14 protein-coding genes and 4 pseudogenes are annotated in these 16,573 nt (G+C 68.2%); 10 read left to right on the plus strand and 8 right to left on the minus strand.

What is annotated here, in order from left to right; translation table 11 throughout:
* The first annotated feature begins 59 nt into the window (after nucleotides 1-59).
* The 6 genes and pseudogenes from BMG07_RS01605 (at nucleotide 60) to BMG07_RS01630 (ending at nucleotide 5,363) form a co-directional block, all read left to right on the plus strand.
* Nucleotides 60-896 (plus strand): ScpA family protein, encoded by an 837-nt coding sequence (locus BMG07_RS01605; RefSeq protein ID WP_198082886.1) that lies wholly within the window; start codon nucleotides 60-62, stop codon nucleotides 894-896.
* Between the two features lie 31 nt (nucleotides 897-927).
* Nucleotides 928-2,498: pseudogene (gene nadB / locus BMG07_RS01610) on the plus strand (L-aspartate oxidase).
* A 72-nt stretch (nucleotides 2,499-2,570) separates the two neighbouring features.
* Nucleotides 2,571-3,467, plus strand: coding sequence for a 3-methyl-2-oxobutanoate hydroxymethyltransferase (gene panB / locus BMG07_RS01615; RefSeq protein ID WP_198082887.1), 897 nt, complete (start codon nucleotides 2,571-2,573; stop codon nucleotides 3,465-3,467).
* A 22-nt stretch (nucleotides 3,468-3,489) separates the two neighbouring features.
* On the plus strand, nucleotides 3,490-4,332 hold the full coding sequence (gene panC / locus BMG07_RS01620; RefSeq protein WP_198082888.1) for a pantoate--beta-alanine ligase: 843 nt from the start codon (nucleotides 3,490-3,492) through the stop codon (nucleotides 4,330-4,332).
* The gene (gene queE / locus BMG07_RS01625) at nucleotides 4,329-4,967 is read left to right on the plus strand and encodes a 7-carboxy-7-deazaguanine synthase (protein ID WP_198082889.1); all 639 of its coding nucleotides are present in this window, start codon (nucleotides 4,329-4,331) and stop codon (nucleotides 4,965-4,967) included. Before panC ends, queE begins: the two co-directional genes overlap by 4 nt.
* Before the next feature lie 33 nt (nucleotides 4,968-5,000).
* Nucleotides 5,001-5,363, plus strand: a complete 363-nt coding sequence (locus BMG07_RS01630; RefSeq protein ID WP_198082890.1) for a 6-carboxytetrahydropterin synthase — start codon at nucleotides 5,001-5,003, stop codon at nucleotides 5,361-5,363.
* 117 nt (nucleotides 5,364-5,480) lie between these two features.
* Here BMG07_RS01630 and nadA read toward each other — a convergent pair.
* The 6 genes and pseudogenes from nadA to BMG07_RS01660 all read right to left on the minus strand — a co-directional run bounded on the left by nadA (nucleotide 5,481) and on the right by BMG07_RS01660 (nucleotide 9,838).
* Nucleotides 5,481-6,601, minus strand: a pseudogene (nadA, locus tag BMG07_RS01635) (quinolinate synthase NadA).
* Between the two features lie 16 nt (nucleotides 6,602-6,617).
* Entirely contained in the window at nucleotides 6,618-7,490 is an 873-nt protein-coding gene (nadC, locus tag BMG07_RS01640; protein ID WP_198082891.1) for a carboxylating nicotinate-nucleotide diphosphorylase, read from the minus strand.
* 20 nt (nucleotides 7,491-7,510) lie between these two features.
* A pseudogene (locus BMG07_RS01645) lies at nucleotides 7,511-8,556 on the minus strand (NAD(P)H-dependent glycerol-3-phosphate dehydrogenase).
* A gap of 24 nt (nucleotides 8,557-8,580) precedes the next feature.
* A complete protein-coding gene (gene secB / locus BMG07_RS01650) occupies nucleotides 8,581-9,045 on the minus strand; it encodes a protein-export chaperone SecB (protein WP_130420675.1) in 465 nt (154 codons plus the stop codon).
* 128 nt (nucleotides 9,046-9,173) lie between these two features.
* Nucleotides 9,174-9,434 (minus strand): glutaredoxin 3, encoded by a 261-nt coding sequence (grxC, locus tag BMG07_RS01655; protein ID WP_198082892.1) that lies wholly within the window; start codon nucleotides 9,432-9,434, stop codon nucleotides 9,174-9,176.
* Between the two features lie 20 nt (nucleotides 9,435-9,454).
* A complete protein-coding gene (locus BMG07_RS01660; protein ID WP_269758542.1) occupies nucleotides 9,455-9,838 on the minus strand; it encodes a rhodanese-like domain-containing protein in 384 nt (127 codons plus the stop codon).
* 105 nt (nucleotides 9,839-9,943) lie between these two features.
* Between BMG07_RS01660 and gpmA the strand changes: the two genes are divergently transcribed.
* The 3 genes from gpmA to BMG07_RS01675 all read left to right on the plus strand — a co-directional run bounded on the left by gpmA (nucleotide 9,944) and on the right by BMG07_RS01675 (nucleotide 13,109).
* Complete coding sequence (gene gpmA, locus BMG07_RS01665) at nucleotides 9,944-10,687, plus strand: 2,3-diphosphoglycerate-dependent phosphoglycerate mutase (RefSeq protein ID WP_198082893.1); 744 nt, start codon at nucleotides 9,944-9,946, stop codon at nucleotides 10,685-10,687.
* A gap of 103 nt (nucleotides 10,688-10,790) precedes the next feature.
* Nucleotides 10,791-12,233 (plus strand): S41 family peptidase, encoded by a 1,443-nt coding sequence (locus tag BMG07_RS01670; protein WP_198082963.1) that lies wholly within the window; start codon nucleotides 10,791-10,793, stop codon nucleotides 12,231-12,233.
* A 117-nt stretch (nucleotides 12,234-12,350) separates the two neighbouring features.
* Nucleotides 12,351-13,109, plus strand: a complete 759-nt coding sequence (locus tag BMG07_RS01675) for a molybdopterin-synthase adenylyltransferase MoeB (protein WP_198082894.1) — start codon at nucleotides 12,351-12,353, stop codon at nucleotides 13,107-13,109.
* A 4-nt stretch (nucleotides 13,110-13,113) separates the two neighbouring features.
* On the opposite strand, the pseudogene BMG07_RS01680 reads toward BMG07_RS01675, so the two are convergent.
* Nucleotides 13,114-15,188: pseudogene (locus BMG07_RS01680) on the minus strand (AsmA family protein).
* Between the two features lie 236 nt (nucleotides 15,189-15,424).
* Between BMG07_RS01680 and BMG07_RS01685 the strand changes: the two are divergent.
* On the plus strand, nucleotides 15,425-15,832 hold the full coding sequence (locus tag BMG07_RS01685; RefSeq protein ID WP_198082964.1) for a response regulator: 408 nt from the start codon (nucleotides 15,425-15,427) through the stop codon (nucleotides 15,830-15,832).
* Nucleotides 15,833-15,869: 37 nt separating this feature from the next.
* Here BMG07_RS01685 and BMG07_RS01690 read toward each other — a convergent pair whose 3' ends face one another.
* Entirely contained in the window at nucleotides 15,870-16,502 is a 633-nt protein-coding gene (locus BMG07_RS01690; RefSeq protein WP_007837167.1) for a response regulator transcription factor, read from the minus strand.
* Between the last annotated feature and the right edge of the window lie 71 nt (nucleotides 16,503-16,573).

Below are 16,573 nucleotides of genomic sequence, written 5' to 3' on the forward strand. Positions count from 1 at the left end.
TGGCAGCACACGCCCGTCCGCATTGCGCCGGTCGCTATTAAAAGCATAGCGACCTGCCAATGAACGGAGACGAGGACAACGGCACGCTCGTGGTCGACATGCCCGACGTGGTCGACCAGGTCGCGCTCGCGAGGCTCTATGGCGAGCCGCTGTTCGCGATGCCGAAAGACCTGTACATCCCGCCCGAGGCGTTGCAGGTGTTCCTCGAGGCCTTCGAAGGCCCGCTGGACTTGCTGCTCTACCTGATCCGCAAGCAGAACTTCAACATCCTCGACATCCCGATGGCGGGGCTCACGCGGCAATACCTGAGCTACGTCGACGAGATCCGCCAGACCAACCTCGAACTGGCGGCCGAGTATCTGCTCATGGCCGCGATGCTGATCGAGATCAAGTCGCGCATGCTGCTGCCGCCCAAGAAGGTGGCCGACGGCGAAGAGGCCGAAGACCCGCGCGCCGAACTCGTGCGCCGCCTGCTCGAGTACGAGCAGACCAAGCTGCAGGCCGCCGCCATCAGCGCCATGCCGACCTACGGCCGCGACTTCTGGAAGGGGCAGGTCTACATCGAGCAGTCGCTCAAGCCGCGCTTTCCCGACGTCGACGTGGCCGAGCTGCGCGACGCCTGGGCCGACATCATGAAGCGCGCCAAGCTCGTGCAGCACCACAAGATCTCGCGCGAGGAGCTCAACGTGCGCGAGCACATGAGCATCGTGCTGCGCCACCTGCAGGGGCAGCGCTTCGTGGAGTTCGAAAAGCTGTTCGACGTGTCGCGCGGCGCGCCGGTGCTGATCGTCACTTTCATCGCGATGCTCGAGCTCGCGAAGGAAACGCTGATCGACATCACGCAGGCCGAGGCCTTTGCCCCCATCTACGTCCGGCTGGCCTACTCGCCGGCCTGACCCCACCGATTGCCGCCTTGTGAACTCCGCCGTGCGTGACTTCGATGTACTGATCGTCGGCAGCGGCCTGGCCGGCCTGTCGGCCGCGTTGCACCTGGCCCCCACGCACCGCGTGGCCGTGCTGACCAAGCGCGCGCTGAACGACGGCTCCAGCGCCTGGGCGCAGGGCGGCATCGCGGCGGTGCTGGCGGCGGGCGACAGCTTCGACGCCCACGTCGAAGACACGCTGGTGGCCGGCGCCGGCCTGTGCGACCCCGAGGCCACGCGCTTCGTGGTCGAGCATGCGCCCGAGGCCATCGGCTGGCTGCGCGAGCTGGGCGTGCCCTTCTCCGAAGAAGATGGCGACCTGCACCTGACGCGCGAAGGCGGCCACAGCCAGCGCCGCATCGTGCACGTGACCGACGCCACCGGCGCGGCCGTGCAGCAGGTGCTGATCGAGCGCGTGCGCCGCACGCCGAACATCACGCTGTTCGAGCACCACACGCTGGTCGACCTGATCACCGCCCGCAAGCTCGGCCAGCCAGACCCAGCCTGCCTGGGCCTGTACGCGCTCGACGACGAGACCGACGAGGTACTGGCCTTTCGTGCGCCGCACACCATCCTGGCGACGGGCGGCGCGGGCAAGGTCTACCTGTACACGACCAACCCCGACACGGCCACCGGCGACGGCATTGCCGCCGCGTGGCGCGCGGGCTGCCGGGTGTCGAACATGGAGTTCATCCAGTTCCACCCGACCTGCCTGTACCACCCGCACGCCAAGTCGTTCCTGATCAGCGAGGCGGTGCGCGGCGAAGGCGGGCTGCTGAAATTGCCCGACGGCACGCGCTTCATGCCGAAGCACGACGAGCGCGCCGAACTCGCGCCGCGCGACGTGGTGGCCCGCGCCATCGACTTCGAGATGAAGAAGCACGGGCTCGATTGCGTGTACCTCGACATCTCGCACCAGCCGGCGGCGTTCCTCAAGGAACACTTCCCCAACATCCTCGCGCGCTGCGCGGAGCTGGGCATCGACATCACGCGCGAGCCCATTCCCGTGGTGCCGGCCGCGCACTACACCTGCGGCGGCGTGCTCAGCGACCTGCGCGGGCGCACCGACATCCCCGGCCTGTACGCCATCGGCGAGACCGCCTGCACCGGCCTGCACGGCGCCAACCGGCTGGCCAGCAACTCGCTGGTCGAGTGCATGGTGTTCGCGCGCGCGGCCGCCGGCGCCATCCTCGAGGCGCCCGTGCGCGAGCGCGCCGAGCTACCCGCCTGGGACGACAGCCGCGTCACCGACGCCGACGAAGCCGTGGTCATCTCGCACAACTGGGACGAGCTGCGCCGCTTCATGTGGGACTACGTCGGCATCGTGCGCACCAACAAGCGCCTGGAGCGCGCGAGCCACCGCATCGCGCTGCTGCAGGCCGAGATCCACGAGTCTACGCGAACTTCCACGTCACGCGCGACCTGCTCGAACTGCGCAACCTGGTGCAGGTGGCCGAGCTGATCGTGCGTTCCGCGCAGGCCCGCCACGAAAGCCGTGGCCTGCATTTCAGCCGCGATTACCCTTCGCTCGCCGAGCCCACCGCACCCACGGTGCTGGTGCCGCCGGTCGACTGACCCGCCCCACCCGTCTCGTTGTCTTCACTCAAGGATGCCCGGCCACCGACGCCCGCAGGGAGAAACCCAACCATGTCGAACACCTCCACCCCGTCCACCGAAACACCCTCGGCCTCGCCCTACGGCACGCTGCCGCCGGCATCGCAGCCCGCGGCGCGCAAGCCCGTGAGCCTGCCGCGCCTGGCCGACATGCACGCGCGCGGCGAGAAGATCGCGATGCTCACGGCCTATGACGCCACCTTCGCGGCCATGGCCGACGCGGCGGGCATCGACTGCCTGTTGGTCGGCGATTCGCTCGGCATGGTCTGCCAGGGCCTGAACAGCACGGTGGGCGTGAGCCTGGAGGCCATGCGCTATCACACCGACAGCGTCTCGCGCGGCCTGCGCCGCGTGCAGGGCACGGCCTGGCTGATTGCCGACCTGCCCTTCGGCAGCTACCAGGCATCGCGCGAGCAGGCGCTCGCCAGCGCCACGGTGCTGATGCAGGCCGGCGCGCACATGGTCAAGCTCGAAGGCGGCGGCTGGACCACCGAGACGGTGCGCTTCCTGGTCGAGCGCGGCATTCCCGTGTGCGCCCACCTGGGCCTGACGCCACAGACGGTGCATGCGCTGGGCGGCTACCGCGTGCAGGGCAAGGGCGACAGCGCCGGTGCGTTGCTCAAGCAGCAGGCCCATGCGCTGCAGGACGCGGGCGCCGCCATGCTGGTGCTGGAGATGGTGCCGGCCGCGCTGGCCGCCGAACTCACGGCCGAACTCGCGCACTGCGCCACCATCGGCATCGGCGCCGGCAAGGCCACCGCCGGCCAGGTGCTGGTGTTGCACGACATGCTGGGCATCAACCTCGGGAAGATGCCGAAGTTCGTGCGCAATTTCATGGCCGACGCGCCGGGCGTGCTGCCCGCGCTGAAGGCCTATGTGCAGGCCGTCAAGGACGGCAGCTTTCCCGACGACCGGCTCCACGCCTGGTAAAGACACAAAGGAACCCGCTCCCATGTACATCGCACACACCATCGAAGAACTGCGCGGCCGCCTGTCGGCCAGCAAGCGCCCCGCCTTCGTGCCCACCATGGGCAACCTGCACGACGGCCACATCGCGCTCATGAAGCAGGCCAAGCCGCTGGGCGACGCCACGGTGGCCAGCATCTTCGTGAATCGGCTGCAGTTCCTGCCGCACGAAGACTTCGACACCTACCCGCGCACCTGGGACAGCGACTGCGAGAAGCTGCGCGCGGCCGGCTGCGACGTGCTGTTCGCGCCCACCGAGAAGGTGCTCTACCCCGAGCCCCAGACCTGCAAGGTACACCCCGACCCGGCGCTGGCGGACATTCTCGAAGGGCACTTCCGGCCCGGCTTCTTCATCGGCGTGTGCACGGTGGTGATGAAGCTCTTTCAATGCGTGCAGCCGCGCGTAGCCGTGTTCGGCAAGAAGGACTACCAGCAGCTGATGATGATCCGCCACATGGTGCGGCAGTTCGCGCTGCCCGTCGAGATCGTGGGCGGCGAGACCTTCCGCGCCGACGACGGGCTGGCGCTGTCGTCGCGCAACGGCTACCTGAGCAAGGACGAGCGCGCCGAGGCGGTGCAGTTGTCGAAGGCGCTCAAGGCCATGGCCGAGGCGGTGCGCGCGGGCGAGCGCGACCTGGCCGCGATCGAAGCGCGGGCCATGCAGTCGTTGGCGCAGCGCGGCTGGCAACCGGACTACCTGGTGCTGCGTCGGCGCTCCGACCTGCAGGCCCCTGAAGCCGGGGAACCGCTCGTGGCGCTGGCCGCCGCGCGCCTGGGCAACACGCGGCTGATCGACAACCTGGAGATCGAGGCTCTTCCCGCCTTATGAGCTACAGCGTCAAGGAAATCTTCTACACCCTGCAGGGCGAAGGCGGCCAGGCCGGCATGCCGGCCGTGTTCTGCCGCTTTGCCGGGTGCAACCTGTGGAGCGGCCGCGAGAGCGACCGCGACACCGCCGTCTGCCGTTTCTGCGACACCGATTTCGTGGGCACCGACGGCACGCTGGGCGGCAAGTTCAAAACCGCCGACCTGCTGGCCGACACCATCGCCGCGCAATGGCCGGCCGGCGACGCCGACCACCGGCTGGTGGTGCTGACCGGCGGCGAGCCACTGCTGCAGGTGGACGCGGCGCTGGTCGACGCGCTGCATGCGCGGCGCTTTCGCATCGCCGTGGAAAGCAACGGCACGGTCGAGGCGCCCGAGGGCATCGACTGGCTGTGCATCAGCCCCAAGGCCGGCGCCCCGTGGGTACAGCAGCGCGGCCAGGAGCTGAAGCTGGTGTGGCCGCAGACCGAATTCGACCTGGACACGATGGCGCGCACGGGCGAGTTCACGCACCGCTTCCTGCAGCCGATGGACGGGCCCGACCGGCTCGCGAACACCGAGCTGTGCATTGCCGAATGCATGAAGCAACCGGTCTGGCGCCTGAGCGTGCAGACGCACAAGATCACCGGCATCCGCTGAAGCGGCCGCCCTTTTCCCCCGAGTTTTTTGACGATGCGATTCACCATCAGCCAACGCTTTTTCTTCGACGCCGCCCACACGCTGAAGCGCGAGATCGAAGTCGAAGGCAGCCGCCGTATCCACGGCCACACGTACCACGCCGAGGTGTGGCTGGCAGGGGAGCGCGACCCGGTGACGGGGATGGTGATCGACCTGGGGTTGCTGCGGCGGCGGCTGGAAGATGTGCGCGAGCAGCTCGACCATCATCTGCTGGACGACGTGCCGGGGCTGCATCCGCCGACGCTGGAGAATTTGTGCGTGTTCATTGCGCAGGCGCTGCCGGATCTGCGGGCTTCATTGGCGCGCGTGAAGGTGTGGCGCGAGGCGTTGGGCGACAGCTGCACGGTGGAGTTCTAGGCATTTCTCCCTCCCTTCCGGGGGAGGGTCGGGGTGGGGGCCAGCGGTGTTTCCACTGGGCATGCTCTGCCTGCCCCCATCCCAGCCTTCCCCCAGAGGGGGAAGGAGCAAAACGGTTCAGGCCGCGCCGATGCCCGCCACCAGGCTCCCAGGCGCCTGCCCATTCTTCAACCCCGCCGTGAACGCCAGCATCCGGTCGATCGGCACCCGCGCCCGCACACCCAGCGCCGGGTCGACATGGATCTCTCCCGCGCCCGTTTCCAGCGCGTTCGCCAGCTCCACCAGCCCGTTCATCGCCATCCACGGGCAATGCGCGCAGCTCTTGCAAGTGCCGCCGTTGCCGGCGGTCGGCGCCTCGATGAAGGTCTTGCCGGGGTTCAGCGTGCGCAGCTTGTGCAGCATGCCGGTGTCGGTCGCGACGATGAATTCGCTCGCGTCCATGCCCCGCGCGGCGTTCAGGATGGCCGAGGTGGAGCCCACCGCGTCCGCCAGCGCGATCACATCCGCCGGCGACTCCGGGTGCACCAGCACCTTGGCCTTCGGATGCTCCTTCATGAGCAGTTCGAGCTCCAGCGCCTTGAACTCGTCATGCACGATGCAGGCGCCGTTCCAGCTGACCATGTCGGCGCCGGTCTGGCGCTGGATGTAGTCGCCCAAGTGGCGGTCGGGCCCCAGAGAATCTTTTGCCCGGCCGCGTGCAGCGCGCCCACCACGTCGAGCGCGCAGCTCGAGGTGACGAGCCAGTCGGCGCGCGCCTTCACGGCCGCGCTGGTGTTGGCGTAGACCACCACCGTGCGGTCGGGGTGCTGGTCGCAGAAGGCGCTGAACTGTTCCACCGGGCAACCCAGGTCGAGCGAGCAGTTCGCATCGAGGTCGGGCATCAGCACGCGCTTTTCGGGCGACAGGATCTTCGAGGTCTCGCCCATGAAGCGCACGCCCGACACCACCAGCGTCTGCGCGGCGTGGTCGCGGCCGAAACGCGCCATTTCGAGCGAATCGCTCACGATGCCGCCGGTTTCCTCGGCCAGGTCCTGCAGGTCGGGGTGCACGTAGAAGTGCGACACCATCACGGCGTTGCGCTCGCGCAGCAGGCGGCGAATGCGCGCCTTCAGTGCGATGCGTTCGTCGGGGGAAGGCTCGGGCGGCACGCGGGCCCAGGCGTGGCGCGTGTCGCAAACGGCGCCGGCCGATTCGGTGGGCTGCTCGTAGTCGACGTCGATGACGGAAGCGGTCGTCATGGGGAGATTGGTTTTTTTACAGGAACCGCATCGAGTAATCGATGGCCTTCACGTCTTTGGTCAACGCGCCAACCGAAATACGGTCGACACCGGTCTCGGCCAGGGCCCGCAGGCCGTCGAGCGTGACCCCGCCCGAGATTTCGAGGACGGCCTTGCGGTCGTCGCCCACGGCGTCGTTGATGCGAACGGCTTCGCGCAGCGTGGCCAGGTCCATGTTGTCGAGCAGCACCATGCGCGCGCCGGCTTCCAGCGCTTCGTGCAGTTGGGCCAGCGTTTCGACCTCGACCTCGACGAAAGCGGCTTGCGAGGCCACCGGCGCCACGGCGCGCAGCGCGGCCGCCACGCCACCGGCCGCGGCAATGTGGTTTTCCTTGATGAGCACCGCGTCGTACAGCCCGATGCGGTGGTTCAGGCCGCCGCCGGTGCGCACGGCGTACTTCTGCGCCAGGCGCAGCCCCGGAATGGTCTTGCGCGTGTCGACGATGCGCGCGCGGGTGCCGCGCACGGCGTCGGCATACAGGGCGGTCTTGGTGGCGACCGCGCTCAGCAGCTGCAGGAAGTTGAGCGCGGTGCGCTCGGCCGTCAGCAGCGCGCGGGCGGCGCCTTCGATCTCGAGCACGGTCTGGTCGGCGGCGCAACGCTCGCCTTCGGCGCAGAGCCAATGGATGCGCACCGCGGGGTCGAGCTGCCGCAGCGTGGCCTCGACCCAGGGCGCGCCGCACACCACGGCGGATTCGCGCGCCAGCACGCGGGCACGGGCGGTGCGGGCCGGGTCGACCAGCGATGCGGTGAGGTCGCCGTCGGCAACGTCTTCCTGCAGGGCACGGGTGGCGTCCGACAGGGCCAGCGCGGCCACGGCCGACGCTGAAAAATCAAAGCGAAGGCTCATGGCTCTTTGTCTTTTCGTTTTTAAGAGGGGTGACGGGGCGAGGTTGCGCCAGCACCGGGCGCCACGACGGATTCCGGCACCGGGTCGCGGCCGGTCAGGGCGGCCACGGCGTCCTGCGGGCTCACGCGGCCGTCGAGCAGCGCAACCACGCCTTCGGCGATCGGCATTTCGATGCCCAGGCCGCGCGCACGCTGCACCACGGTGCGGGCGCAGTACACGCCTTCGGCCACATGGCCCAGCGACGCCACGGCCTGCGCCAGCGTACGGCCCTGGGCCAGCAGCAGGCCGACCTTTCGGTTGCGCGACAGGTCGCCGGTGGCGGTCAGCACCAGGTCGCCCAGGCCGGAAAGGCCCATGAAGGTCTCGGCGCGAGCGCCCAGCGCCAGGCCGAAGCGTGTCATTTCAGCCAGGCCGCGCGTGATCAGCGCCGCGCGGGCATTGAGCCCGAGCGCCAGGCCGTCGCACAGTCCGGTGGCGATGGCCAGCACGTTCTTGACCGCGCCGCCCACTTCCACGCCCACGATGTCCTCGTTGGCATAGACGCGCAGCGCCGGTCCGTGGAAAGCCTCGACCAGCGCGTCGCGCACGGTGGCGTGCGGGCTGGCGGCCACCAGCGCGGTCGGCCGCCCTTCGGCGACTTCCTGCGCGAAGCTGGGGCCGCTGAGCACGCCGCCCTTCAGCTCGGGCGCGACCTGCGCCCAGATTTCGTGGGCGAGCAGGCCGAAGGATGCGGGGGAGGTGTCGAGCGCGGGCTCGACGCCCTTGCACAGCCACGCCACTTGCGCGCTCGTGCCGCGCAGGGCCATGAGCTGTTCGCGCAGGGCGGCCATGGGGGTGGCCACGATGACGAGGTCGGCACCGGCCTGGGCCTGGCCGATTTCGCCCGCGCGCACGGCGAGCGAGGCTGGCAGGGCCAGCCCGGGCAGGTAGCGGGTGTTTTCACGCGCGGCGACATGGCGTCGGCCTGGCCCGCGTCGCGGGCCCAGAGCGTGACCTCGTGGCGGGCCGCCGCGTTGACCGCGACAGCCGTGCCCCAGGCACCGGCGCCATGAACGCAGATCTTCATCGGCGTTGGCGGCGTCGTGCCGGTTTACTGTGCGAGGGTGGGCGCGGCCTGGCCGGCGGCCTGTGCCTGCTGCTGCTCGTACATCGCCTGGAAGTTGATTTCGGCGAGGTGCACGGGCGGGAAGCCGCCGCGCTGGATCACGTCGGCCACGTTGCCGCGCAGGTACGGGTACACGATCTGCGGGCAGGCGATGCCCAGGATGGCGCCCATCTGCTCTTCGGGCAGGTGGCGGATCTCGAAGATGCCGGCTTGCTTGGCTTCGACCAGGAACACGGTCTTGTCGCCGATCTTGGTCTGCACAGTGGCCGACACGGTGATCTCGAAGATGCCTTCGGCCACGGGCTGAGCGTCCACGCCGAGCTGGATGTCGACGGTGGGCTGCTCCTGCTCCAGCAGGATGGCGGGCGAATTGGGTTGTTCGAGCGACAGGTCCTTGAGGTAGACGCGCTGGATCTGGAACACGGGATCTTGGGCTTGCTGGTCGGCCATGGCTGAACTTTCGAGGATCAAAACAATGCCCGCCGGGGAGAGGTTCCCGCAGCGGGCTGCAGATGAATGAGCGAACGATTATCGCCCGACGGCCGGGCCGCTTTTCGCGGCGCCGGTTGCTTTCTGTTTCAGGCGCCCTGCAGCAGGGGCACGAGGCCGCCGCGGCCGTCCAGGGCCATCAGGTCGTCGCAGCCGCCCACATGGGTGTCGCCGATGAAGATCTGCGGCACCGTGCGGCGCTGGGTGATTTCCATCATGGTGTTGCGGGCCTGGGGGTCGGTGTCGATGCGGATCTCTTCGATCTGCTCGACGCCCTTGGCCTTGAGGATTTGCTTCGCACGCGTGCAGTAGGGGCAAACGGCGGTGGTGTACATCTTGACTGCTTGCATGCTCTTTACCTTGGGAAAACTCAGGCTTTTTCAACCGGCAGGTTAGCGTCTTTCCAGGCCTTGAGCCCGCCCGCGACCGCTTGGGCCTGCTCGTAACCGAGCTTCTTGGCCATGGCCACGCCGCGCTGGGCACGGGCGCCGGTGGCGCAGACCAGCAGCAGCGGCACGGTCTTGTTCTTGACCGCGCCGGTCAGCTTCTCTTCGAGCTGGTTCAGGGGCACGTTCTTGGCGCCGATCATGTGGCCGGTGGCAAATTCCTCGGGCTCGCGCACGTCGACCAGCACGGCGCGTTCGCGGTTGATGAGCTGCACGGCGCCCTGCGCGGTGAGCGTTCCGCCGCCCGCTCCCCGCACCAGCGGCCAGGCCAGCATGGCACCCGAGCTGAGCGCGATCAGGATCAGCATCCAGTTCGCGGTGACGAATTCGATCAATTTCACGGAGGTTCCTTGAATGGCAAACCGGGGATTTTAGAATGCGAGGTTTCGCAAGCGCAGCCAAAGGCCTCCTACATGCACAAACTGGTATTGATCCGTCACGGCGAATCCACCTGGAATCTCGAAAACCGCTTCACGGGTTGGACGGACGTCGACCTGACCGAAACCGGCGTGGAGCAGGCCAAGCAGGCCGGCCGGCTGCTCAAGGCCGAGGGCTACGACTTCGACGTGGCCTACACGAGCGTGCTCAAGCGCGCCACCCGCACCCTGTGGCACACGCTCGACGAACTCGACCGCACCTGGCTGCCTGTGGTGCATTCCTGGCGCCTGAACGAGCGCCACTACGGCGGCCTGCAGGGCCTGAACAAGGCCGAAACCGCCAAGAAATACGGTGACGAGCAGGTGCTGGTCTGGCGCCGCAGCTACGGCACCCCGCCGCCGCCGCTGGAAGCCGACGACCCGCGCAGCGAGCGCTCGGACGTGCGCTACGCCAAGCTGGCGCAGGAGCAGATCCCGCTGACCGAATGCCTGAAGGACACGGTCGCCCGCGTGCTGCCGTTCTGGAACGAATCGATGGCGCCGGCCATCCGCACCGGCCGCCGGCTGGTGGTCGCGGCCCACGGCAACTCGATCCGCGCTCTCGTGAAGTACCTGGACGGCATCTCCGACGACGCGATCGTCGGGCTGAACATCCCGAACGGCATTCCGCTGGTGTACGAGTTGGACGACGACCTCAAGCCCCTGCGCCACTACTACCTGGGCGATGCCGCCGCCGCCGAAAAAGCCGCCGCCGCGGTGGCCTCGCAGGGCAAAGGCTGAAGAAACCCTCTTCTGCCGGCCCATTCGTGGAACCCCGGCAGGCAATTTGCTTCCAAGCTGTGTATATTGGTTTGACAGCCGCCGACAAGGACAACCACTCATGATGGGCCAGAAACTGAAGATCACCGGCTGGGTCGCCGCCGGCGCCGTTGCAGGCGTCCTGACCACCGTCTCGTTGCAGACAGTCGCACGCGGTTCGCTTGCGCCACTGCCGCTCGAGGAATTGCAGCAGCTTGCTGCCGTCTTCGGCATGGTCAAGAGCGACTACGTCGAGCCGGTCGACGAGAAAAAGCTCATCTCCGACGCCATTTCGGGCATGGTCGCCGGGCTCGACCCGCATTCCCAGTACTTCGACAAGAAGTCCTTCAAGGAATTCCGCGAGGGCACCACCGGCCGTTTCGTCGGCGTGGGCATCGAGATTTCGCAGGAAGACGGCCTCATCAAGGTCGTCTCGCCCATCGAAGGCTCCCCGGCCTTTCGCGCCGGCCTGAAGCCCAATGACCTGATCACCAAGATCGACGACACCGCCGTGCGCGGCCTGTCGCTGAACGAAGCGGTCAAGCGCATGCGCGGCGAAGCCAACACCAAGGTGCTGCTGACCATCTTCCGCAAGGACGAGAGCCGCACCTTCCCGGTCACGATCACGCGCGAGGAAATTCGCACGCAGTCGGTGCGCGGCAAGATCATCGAACCCGGCTACGGCTGGATCCGCCTGTCGCAGTTCCAGGAACGCACCGTCGACGACTTCGTCAAGAAGATCGACGAGATGTACAAGGAAGACCCGAACCTCAAGGGCCTGGTGCTCGACCTGCGCAACGACCCGGGCGGCCTGCTCGACGCGGCGGTGGCGGTGTCTTCGGCCTTCCTGCCCGAGAACGTCACGGTGGTCACCACCGACGGCCAGCTGGCGGAAAGCAAGTCGGTCTACAAGGCGGCGCCGGAGTACTACCAGCGTCGTTCGGGCAGCGACCCACTGCGCAGCCTGCCGGCCGCGCTGAAGACCGTGCCGCTGGTGGTGCTGGTGAACGAAGGCTCGGCCTCGGCCAGCGAAATCGTGGCCGGCGCCCTGCAGGACCACAAGCGCGGCATCGTCATGGGCAGCCAGACCTTCGGCAAGGGCTCGGTGCAGACCGTGCGCCCGCTGGGTCCGGACACCGGCCTGAAGATCACCACGGCGCGCTACTACACGCCCAGCGGCACGTCCATCCAGGCCAAGGGCATCGTGCCCAACGTGCTGGTCGACGAAAGCGCCGAAGGCAGCCCCTTCGCCGCCCTGCGCATGCGCGAGGCCGACCTCGAGAAGCACCTGGCCAGCGGCCAGGGCCCCGAAGTCAAGGACCCGGAACGCGAAAAGGCCCGCGACGAAGCCCGCAAGCGCCTCGAGGAAGAAGCCAAGAAGCCGCCGCAGGACCGCAAGGTGCCCGAGTTCGGCACCGACAAGGACTTCCCGCTGGTGCAGGCGCTGAACCGCCTGAAGGGCCAGCCGGTGCTGGTCAGCAAGACGCAGGTCATCGTCGACAACAAGGAAGAGAAGAAAGAAAACTGAGCTGAACAAGCCAGGTTTTCTTTCAGGAATACCGCGGAACCGGCCTGGCCGGGCCGCCGGTATTGCCCCCGGCAGGGGGTGGGCGGCCACACGAAGCGGGCAAGCCTGGGGGCGAGCATGAACGATCACGAACTGCTGCGCTACTCGCGCCACATCCTTCTGGAAGAGTTCGGCATCGACGGGCAGGAGCGCGTCAGTGCCGGGCGGGTTCTGGTCATCGGCGCCGGCGGGCTGGGCTCGCCGGTTGCGCTGTATCTCGCCGCGGCGGGCGTCGGCCACATCGTGCTGGTCGACGACGACGAGGTCGATCTCACCAATCTCCAGCGACAGGTCGCCCACACGCACGCGCGGGTGGGGCTTGCCAAGGTCGAATCCGCCGCGCAGGCCATGCGCGACATCAACCCCGACATTGCCATCCAGACGCACGCCGTGCGAGCCGACGAGGCGCTGCTGCCCCGCCTTGTCGCCGAAGCGGATGTGGTGGTCGACTGCTGCGACAACTTCGCCACCCGGCAGCTCGTCAACCGCATCTGCGTGGCCCACGCCAAGCCGCTGGTGGCGGGCGCGGCCATTCGCTTCGACGGCCAGTTGAGCGTCTATGACACCCGAGACGCCGCCTCCCCCTGCTACGCCTGCCTGTTCCCGCCCGACGCCGCCTTCGAGGAGACGCGCTGCGCGGTGCTGGGCGTGTTCGGCCCCGTGGTCGGGACCATCGGCACGCTGCAGGCCAGCGAGGCGCTCAAGCTGCTCGCAGGCATCGGCCCGTCGCTGGCGGGCAAGCTGTTGATGTTCGACGGGCGCAGCACCGGTTTCGACACGCTGCGCGTGGCGCGCGACCCGCACTGCAGCGTCTGCGCGCAGCGCCCGGCCGCCTAGCGCTTCAAGGCTGCTTCGCCGGCACCGGCGTCGTCACCGGCGCAGGCGCAGGCGCAGGCACCGGCACCGGCACTGGCTGTTTGGCCCCCTTCGCCCGGGCGGCACCGTTGGCCGCCGCACCGGCCGTCGGCCTGTTCGCAGCGGCCAGCACGCCCTTGCAATCCGATCTTCGCCCGGCCCGGTCTCGATGGTCGCGGCCAGCGCCAGCAGCGGATTGATGGCACCCAGCGCCAGCGCGGCCAGGCCACGTTCGGCCAACGGCGCCACCTGCAGGCCGCCCTTCGGCGCGCCGAAGGTGCCGCCCACCACCAGCGGTGTGCGAATCGACAGGATGTTCTTGCTCTTGGGCTCCGGCCGCACCACGAAGTCGAGCCCCTCGGTCGCGAGGTTGGCCTGGCCGGTGGCGGTGAACACGGCATTGGTGGTGTCCACCACGAGCGTGCGCCCGCTCATCAGCCCCTTGTTGACGTCGAAGGCCAGGGCCGCGCAACGCAGCTCCACGTTGCGGTCGCCGCGCAGCAGGAACTTGATGATGTCGCCGCCCACCAGCGTCGCGAACACCGGCAGCAGGTTGCCGAACTGGCCGCGCCCGGAAATCACCGCCACGTCGCCCGACACCCCGCCCAGCCAGTTGGCCACGGTGCTGCCCGAGCCCGACAGGTTGATGCGCCCGTCGAGCCGCCCCACGCTGTTGCCCGTGGTCTCGAGCTTGGGGAACAGGCGGGCCAGCTGCATGGCGCGCACGTCGAGCGAGGCGCGGATGTCGGCCGGGTTCTTCGAGGCGTCGATGCGGATCGCGCCGCCCAGCTTGCCGCCGGCCACGCCCAGGTCGAGCGGGTCGAGCGTGAGCACGCCGGTGTCCAGCTTCACCTGCACGCTGCCACGGTCGAGCGGAATGTCGCGCACGTTCTGGATGCGGTCGGCGGTGTATTTGACGTCGGCGTTCATGGCGCGCAGGCGCTCGAAGTCCAGCGGCGCGGTGGGCAGCACCTTGCCGCCCGGGCGCTTGACCTGCGTCACGGTCGGCGGCGGCGCCACGCCCTCCACCGTGTTGGCGGTGCGCGCGGTGGGCGGCAGGCCAATCAGCGGGCCCAGGTCGTCCATGTCCATCACGCGCGAGCGCAGGTTGCCCGACAGGTGCGGCAGCGTGCCCGCCTGGTCGAACTTCATGTCGCCGGCAATGTCCGACAAGCCCAGCTTGCCCTTGAGCCCGGCCACGCCCCACAGCTTGCCGCGCTTGCTGAGGTCGCCGCTCAGCGCGTAGGGCGAGGTCTGCGGCAGCGCGATGCCCAGCAGCGGGAACAGCGCGCCCAGCGTCTGCCCCTTCAGCTCGAACTTGGCGTCGATGCCGTCGAGCCCCGACAGCTCGGCCACGGTGCCGGCGGCCTTCAGCTGGGTCTGGCCGGCCGCGGCGTTGATCTCCATGGGAAACGGCGGCGCGCCCGCCGCGTTGATCTGCAGCACGTTGCCGGTGCGGCCGCTGGCGGTCAGCGGCTGGCCCTTGTAGCGGCCCTTGATGCGGTAGTCGAGCGGCATCTCGCCGCGACGGGTGTCGTAGCTCAGGTCGGCATGCAGGTCCACGCCCAGGTGCTTGGCCAGGAAGTCGACCGCGCCGGTGTCGACCTGCAGCAGGCCGATGCTGGGCACCGTGCCCGAGTCGGAGGTGTCCTTGCCCAGGGCCCAGGTGCGGCGCCCGTCCGCCTCCATCTGCAGGCCCACGGTGGGCGAGAACAGCGCCAGGCGCGGAATGACCACCTTGCTGCCGACCAACGGCCAGATGCGGATGTCGAACTCGGCGCGGTCCGCCTTGACCAGGTAGGGGTCGCGCGCCCAGTCGGGGTTGGCGAACTCGATGCCGTCGAATTTCACGGTGGCCTGCCGCCAGCCGAGGTTCACGTCGAGCCGGCGCGTGATCTCGAATTTGCGGCCGGTCTTTTCGCTGACGTAGCGGTTGACCGGCTCGCGCAGCACGTCCCACGGGAAGAAAGCCAGCACGAGCACCAGCAAGCCCAGCAGCAGCACGATGGAGGCCAGCAGCTTCTGCCACAGCGGCCGGGTGCGAAAGATGTTCGTTGCCATGATCGATGGAATACCTCAAGCGGCGGGCGCGCAGGGTCGGCTGCGGACCGCAGAAACCGTGCGGCATTGCCTACGACGGCGATTTACCAACGCTTCGTCGGAACCCGCCTACAACACCCGGTCCACGAAGCTTGCATGATGCGCGACAAGGAGGCCTCAATGTCCACATGCAGGCATTCCCGCAGGCGGGGTCGCTTCGGATGTGCCTGCCAACGTCAGAGGAAGCGTGGCTCGGCATGGATCCCAGATTGCAGACATACGTCGTCGAAGACAACCTCACGATCCGTGAAAACCTCATTGGCACGCTGGAAGAACTTACCTGCGCCACGGTCGTGGGCTTTGCCGAGACCGAAGGCCACGCCCGCGAATGGCTGCTCGGCCATGCCGGCGAGTGGGACCTCGCCATCGTCGATCTCTTTCTCAAGCAGGGCAGCGGCCTGGGTGTGCTGCAGGCCTGCCAGGCACGCAAGCCGGCCCAGAAGGTGGTGGTGCTCAGCAACTACGCGACGCCGGACATCCGCCGTCGCTGCGCCGAATTCGGGGTCGACGCGGTGTTCGACAAGTCGAACGAAATCGAGGCGCTGGTCGACTTCTGCCTCGTGCAGGCCAGCGCGTTGCGCGCCGCGCCCGGAACCGCGGGTTGAGGCCGCCTTGCGCGCCCTCCCCGCTCCCGTGCCGGTCTCAGTCGATCAGCTTGTTCTTCAGCGCGTAGTACGTCAGGTCGCTGTTGGAGGACAGGTTCATCTTCTCCATCAGGCGCGTGCGGTAGGTGCTCACGGTCTTCACGGACAGCGACAGCGTCTTGGCGATGTCGCCGGCGGTCTCGCCCTTGGCCAGCTTCAGGAACACCTGGAACTCGCGCTCCGAGAGCTGCTCGTGCGGCGCGGCGTCGTCCTTGCGGTCGAGCTGGCGGGCCAGCAGTTCGGCCACGGCGGGCGTGATGTAGCGCCGGCCCAGCGAGATGGTGCGGATGGCGTTGACGATCTCGATCGGATCGCATTCCTTGTTCAGGTAGCCGCTCGCGCCCTGACGGATCAGGTTCATCGCGTAGTGTTCTTCGGGATAGCCGCTCAAGATGAGGATGCCCACGTCCGGCGCCTTGGCGCGGATCATGGCGAGCGCGTCGATCCCGCTCTGTCCCGGCATCGAAAGGTCCATGACCAGCACGTCCAGCTCCGTGGTGCGCACCAGTTCGATGGCTTCGCGCCCGCTGGCCGCTTCACCCGCCACGCGCAGGTCCACGTGCTCGGAGAAGAACTGCCGGAGGCCCGATCGCACGATGGCGTGGTCGTCCACAATTCCAATTTTGATCATCTGCTACTTTCGTCGTTGTGTTGCGCGCATGCGGGCCGCAACATGCCGGGTCCCTGATTGTTGTCAATTAT

This window comes from Variovorax sp. E3 (genome assembly GCF_016082275.1).
Taxonomy (GTDB): Bacteria; Pseudomonadota; Gammaproteobacteria; order Burkholderiales; family Burkholderiaceae_C; genus Variovorax.

Bases quoted from the DNA above. Each gene is read 5' to 3' on its own strand.
- BMG07_RS01675 (WP_198082894.1), top strand. From the start codon at position 12,351: ATGAACGATCACGAACTGCTGCGCTACTCGCGCCACATCCTTCTGGAA.
- BMG07_RS01630 (WP_198082890.1), top strand. From the start codon at position 5,001: ATGCGATTCACCATCAGCCAACGCTTTTTCTTCGACGCCGCCCACACG.
- gpmA (WP_198082893.1), top strand. From the start codon at position 9,944: ATGCACAAACTGGTATTGATCCGTCACGGCGAATCCACCTGGAATCTC.
- BMG07_RS01685 (WP_198082964.1), top strand. From the start codon at position 15,425: ATGGATCCCAGATTGCAGACATACGTCGTCGAAGACAACCTCACGATC.
- BMG07_RS01660 (WP_269758542.1), bottom strand. From the start codon at position 9,838: ATGCTGATCCTGATCGCGCTCAGCTCGGGTGCCATGCTGGCCTGGCCG.
- BMG07_RS01670 (WP_198082963.1), top strand. From the start codon at position 10,791: ATGGGCCAGAAACTGAAGATCACCGGCTGGGTCGCCGCCGGCGCCGTT.
- BMG07_RS01690 (WP_007837167.1), bottom strand. From the start codon at position 16,502: ATGATCAAAATTGGAATTGTGGACGACCACGCCATCGTGCGATCGGGC.
- BMG07_RS01605 (WP_198082886.1), top strand. From the start codon at position 60: ATGAACGGAGACGAGGACAACGGCACGCTCGTGGTCGACATGCCCGAC.
- nadC (WP_198082891.1), bottom strand. From the start codon at position 7,490: ATGAGCCTTCGCTTTGATTTTTCAGCGTCGGCCGTGGCCGCGCTGGCC.
- secB (WP_130420675.1), bottom strand. From the start codon at position 9,045: ATGGCCGACCAGCAAGCCCAAGATCCCGTGTTCCAGATCCAGCGCGTC.
- grxC (WP_198082892.1), bottom strand. From the start codon at position 9,434: ATGCAAGCAGTCAAGATGTACACCACCGCCGTTTGCCCCTACTGCACG.
- panC (WP_198082888.1), top strand. From the start codon at position 3,490: ATGTACATCGCACACACCATCGAAGAACTGCGCGGCCGCCTGTCGGCC.
- panB (WP_198082887.1), top strand. From the start codon at position 2,571: ATGTCGAACACCTCCACCCCGTCCACCGAAACACCCTCGGCCTCGCCC.
- queE (WP_198082889.1), top strand. From the start codon at position 4,329: ATGAGCTACAGCGTCAAGGAAATCTTCTACACCCTGCAGGGCGAAGGC.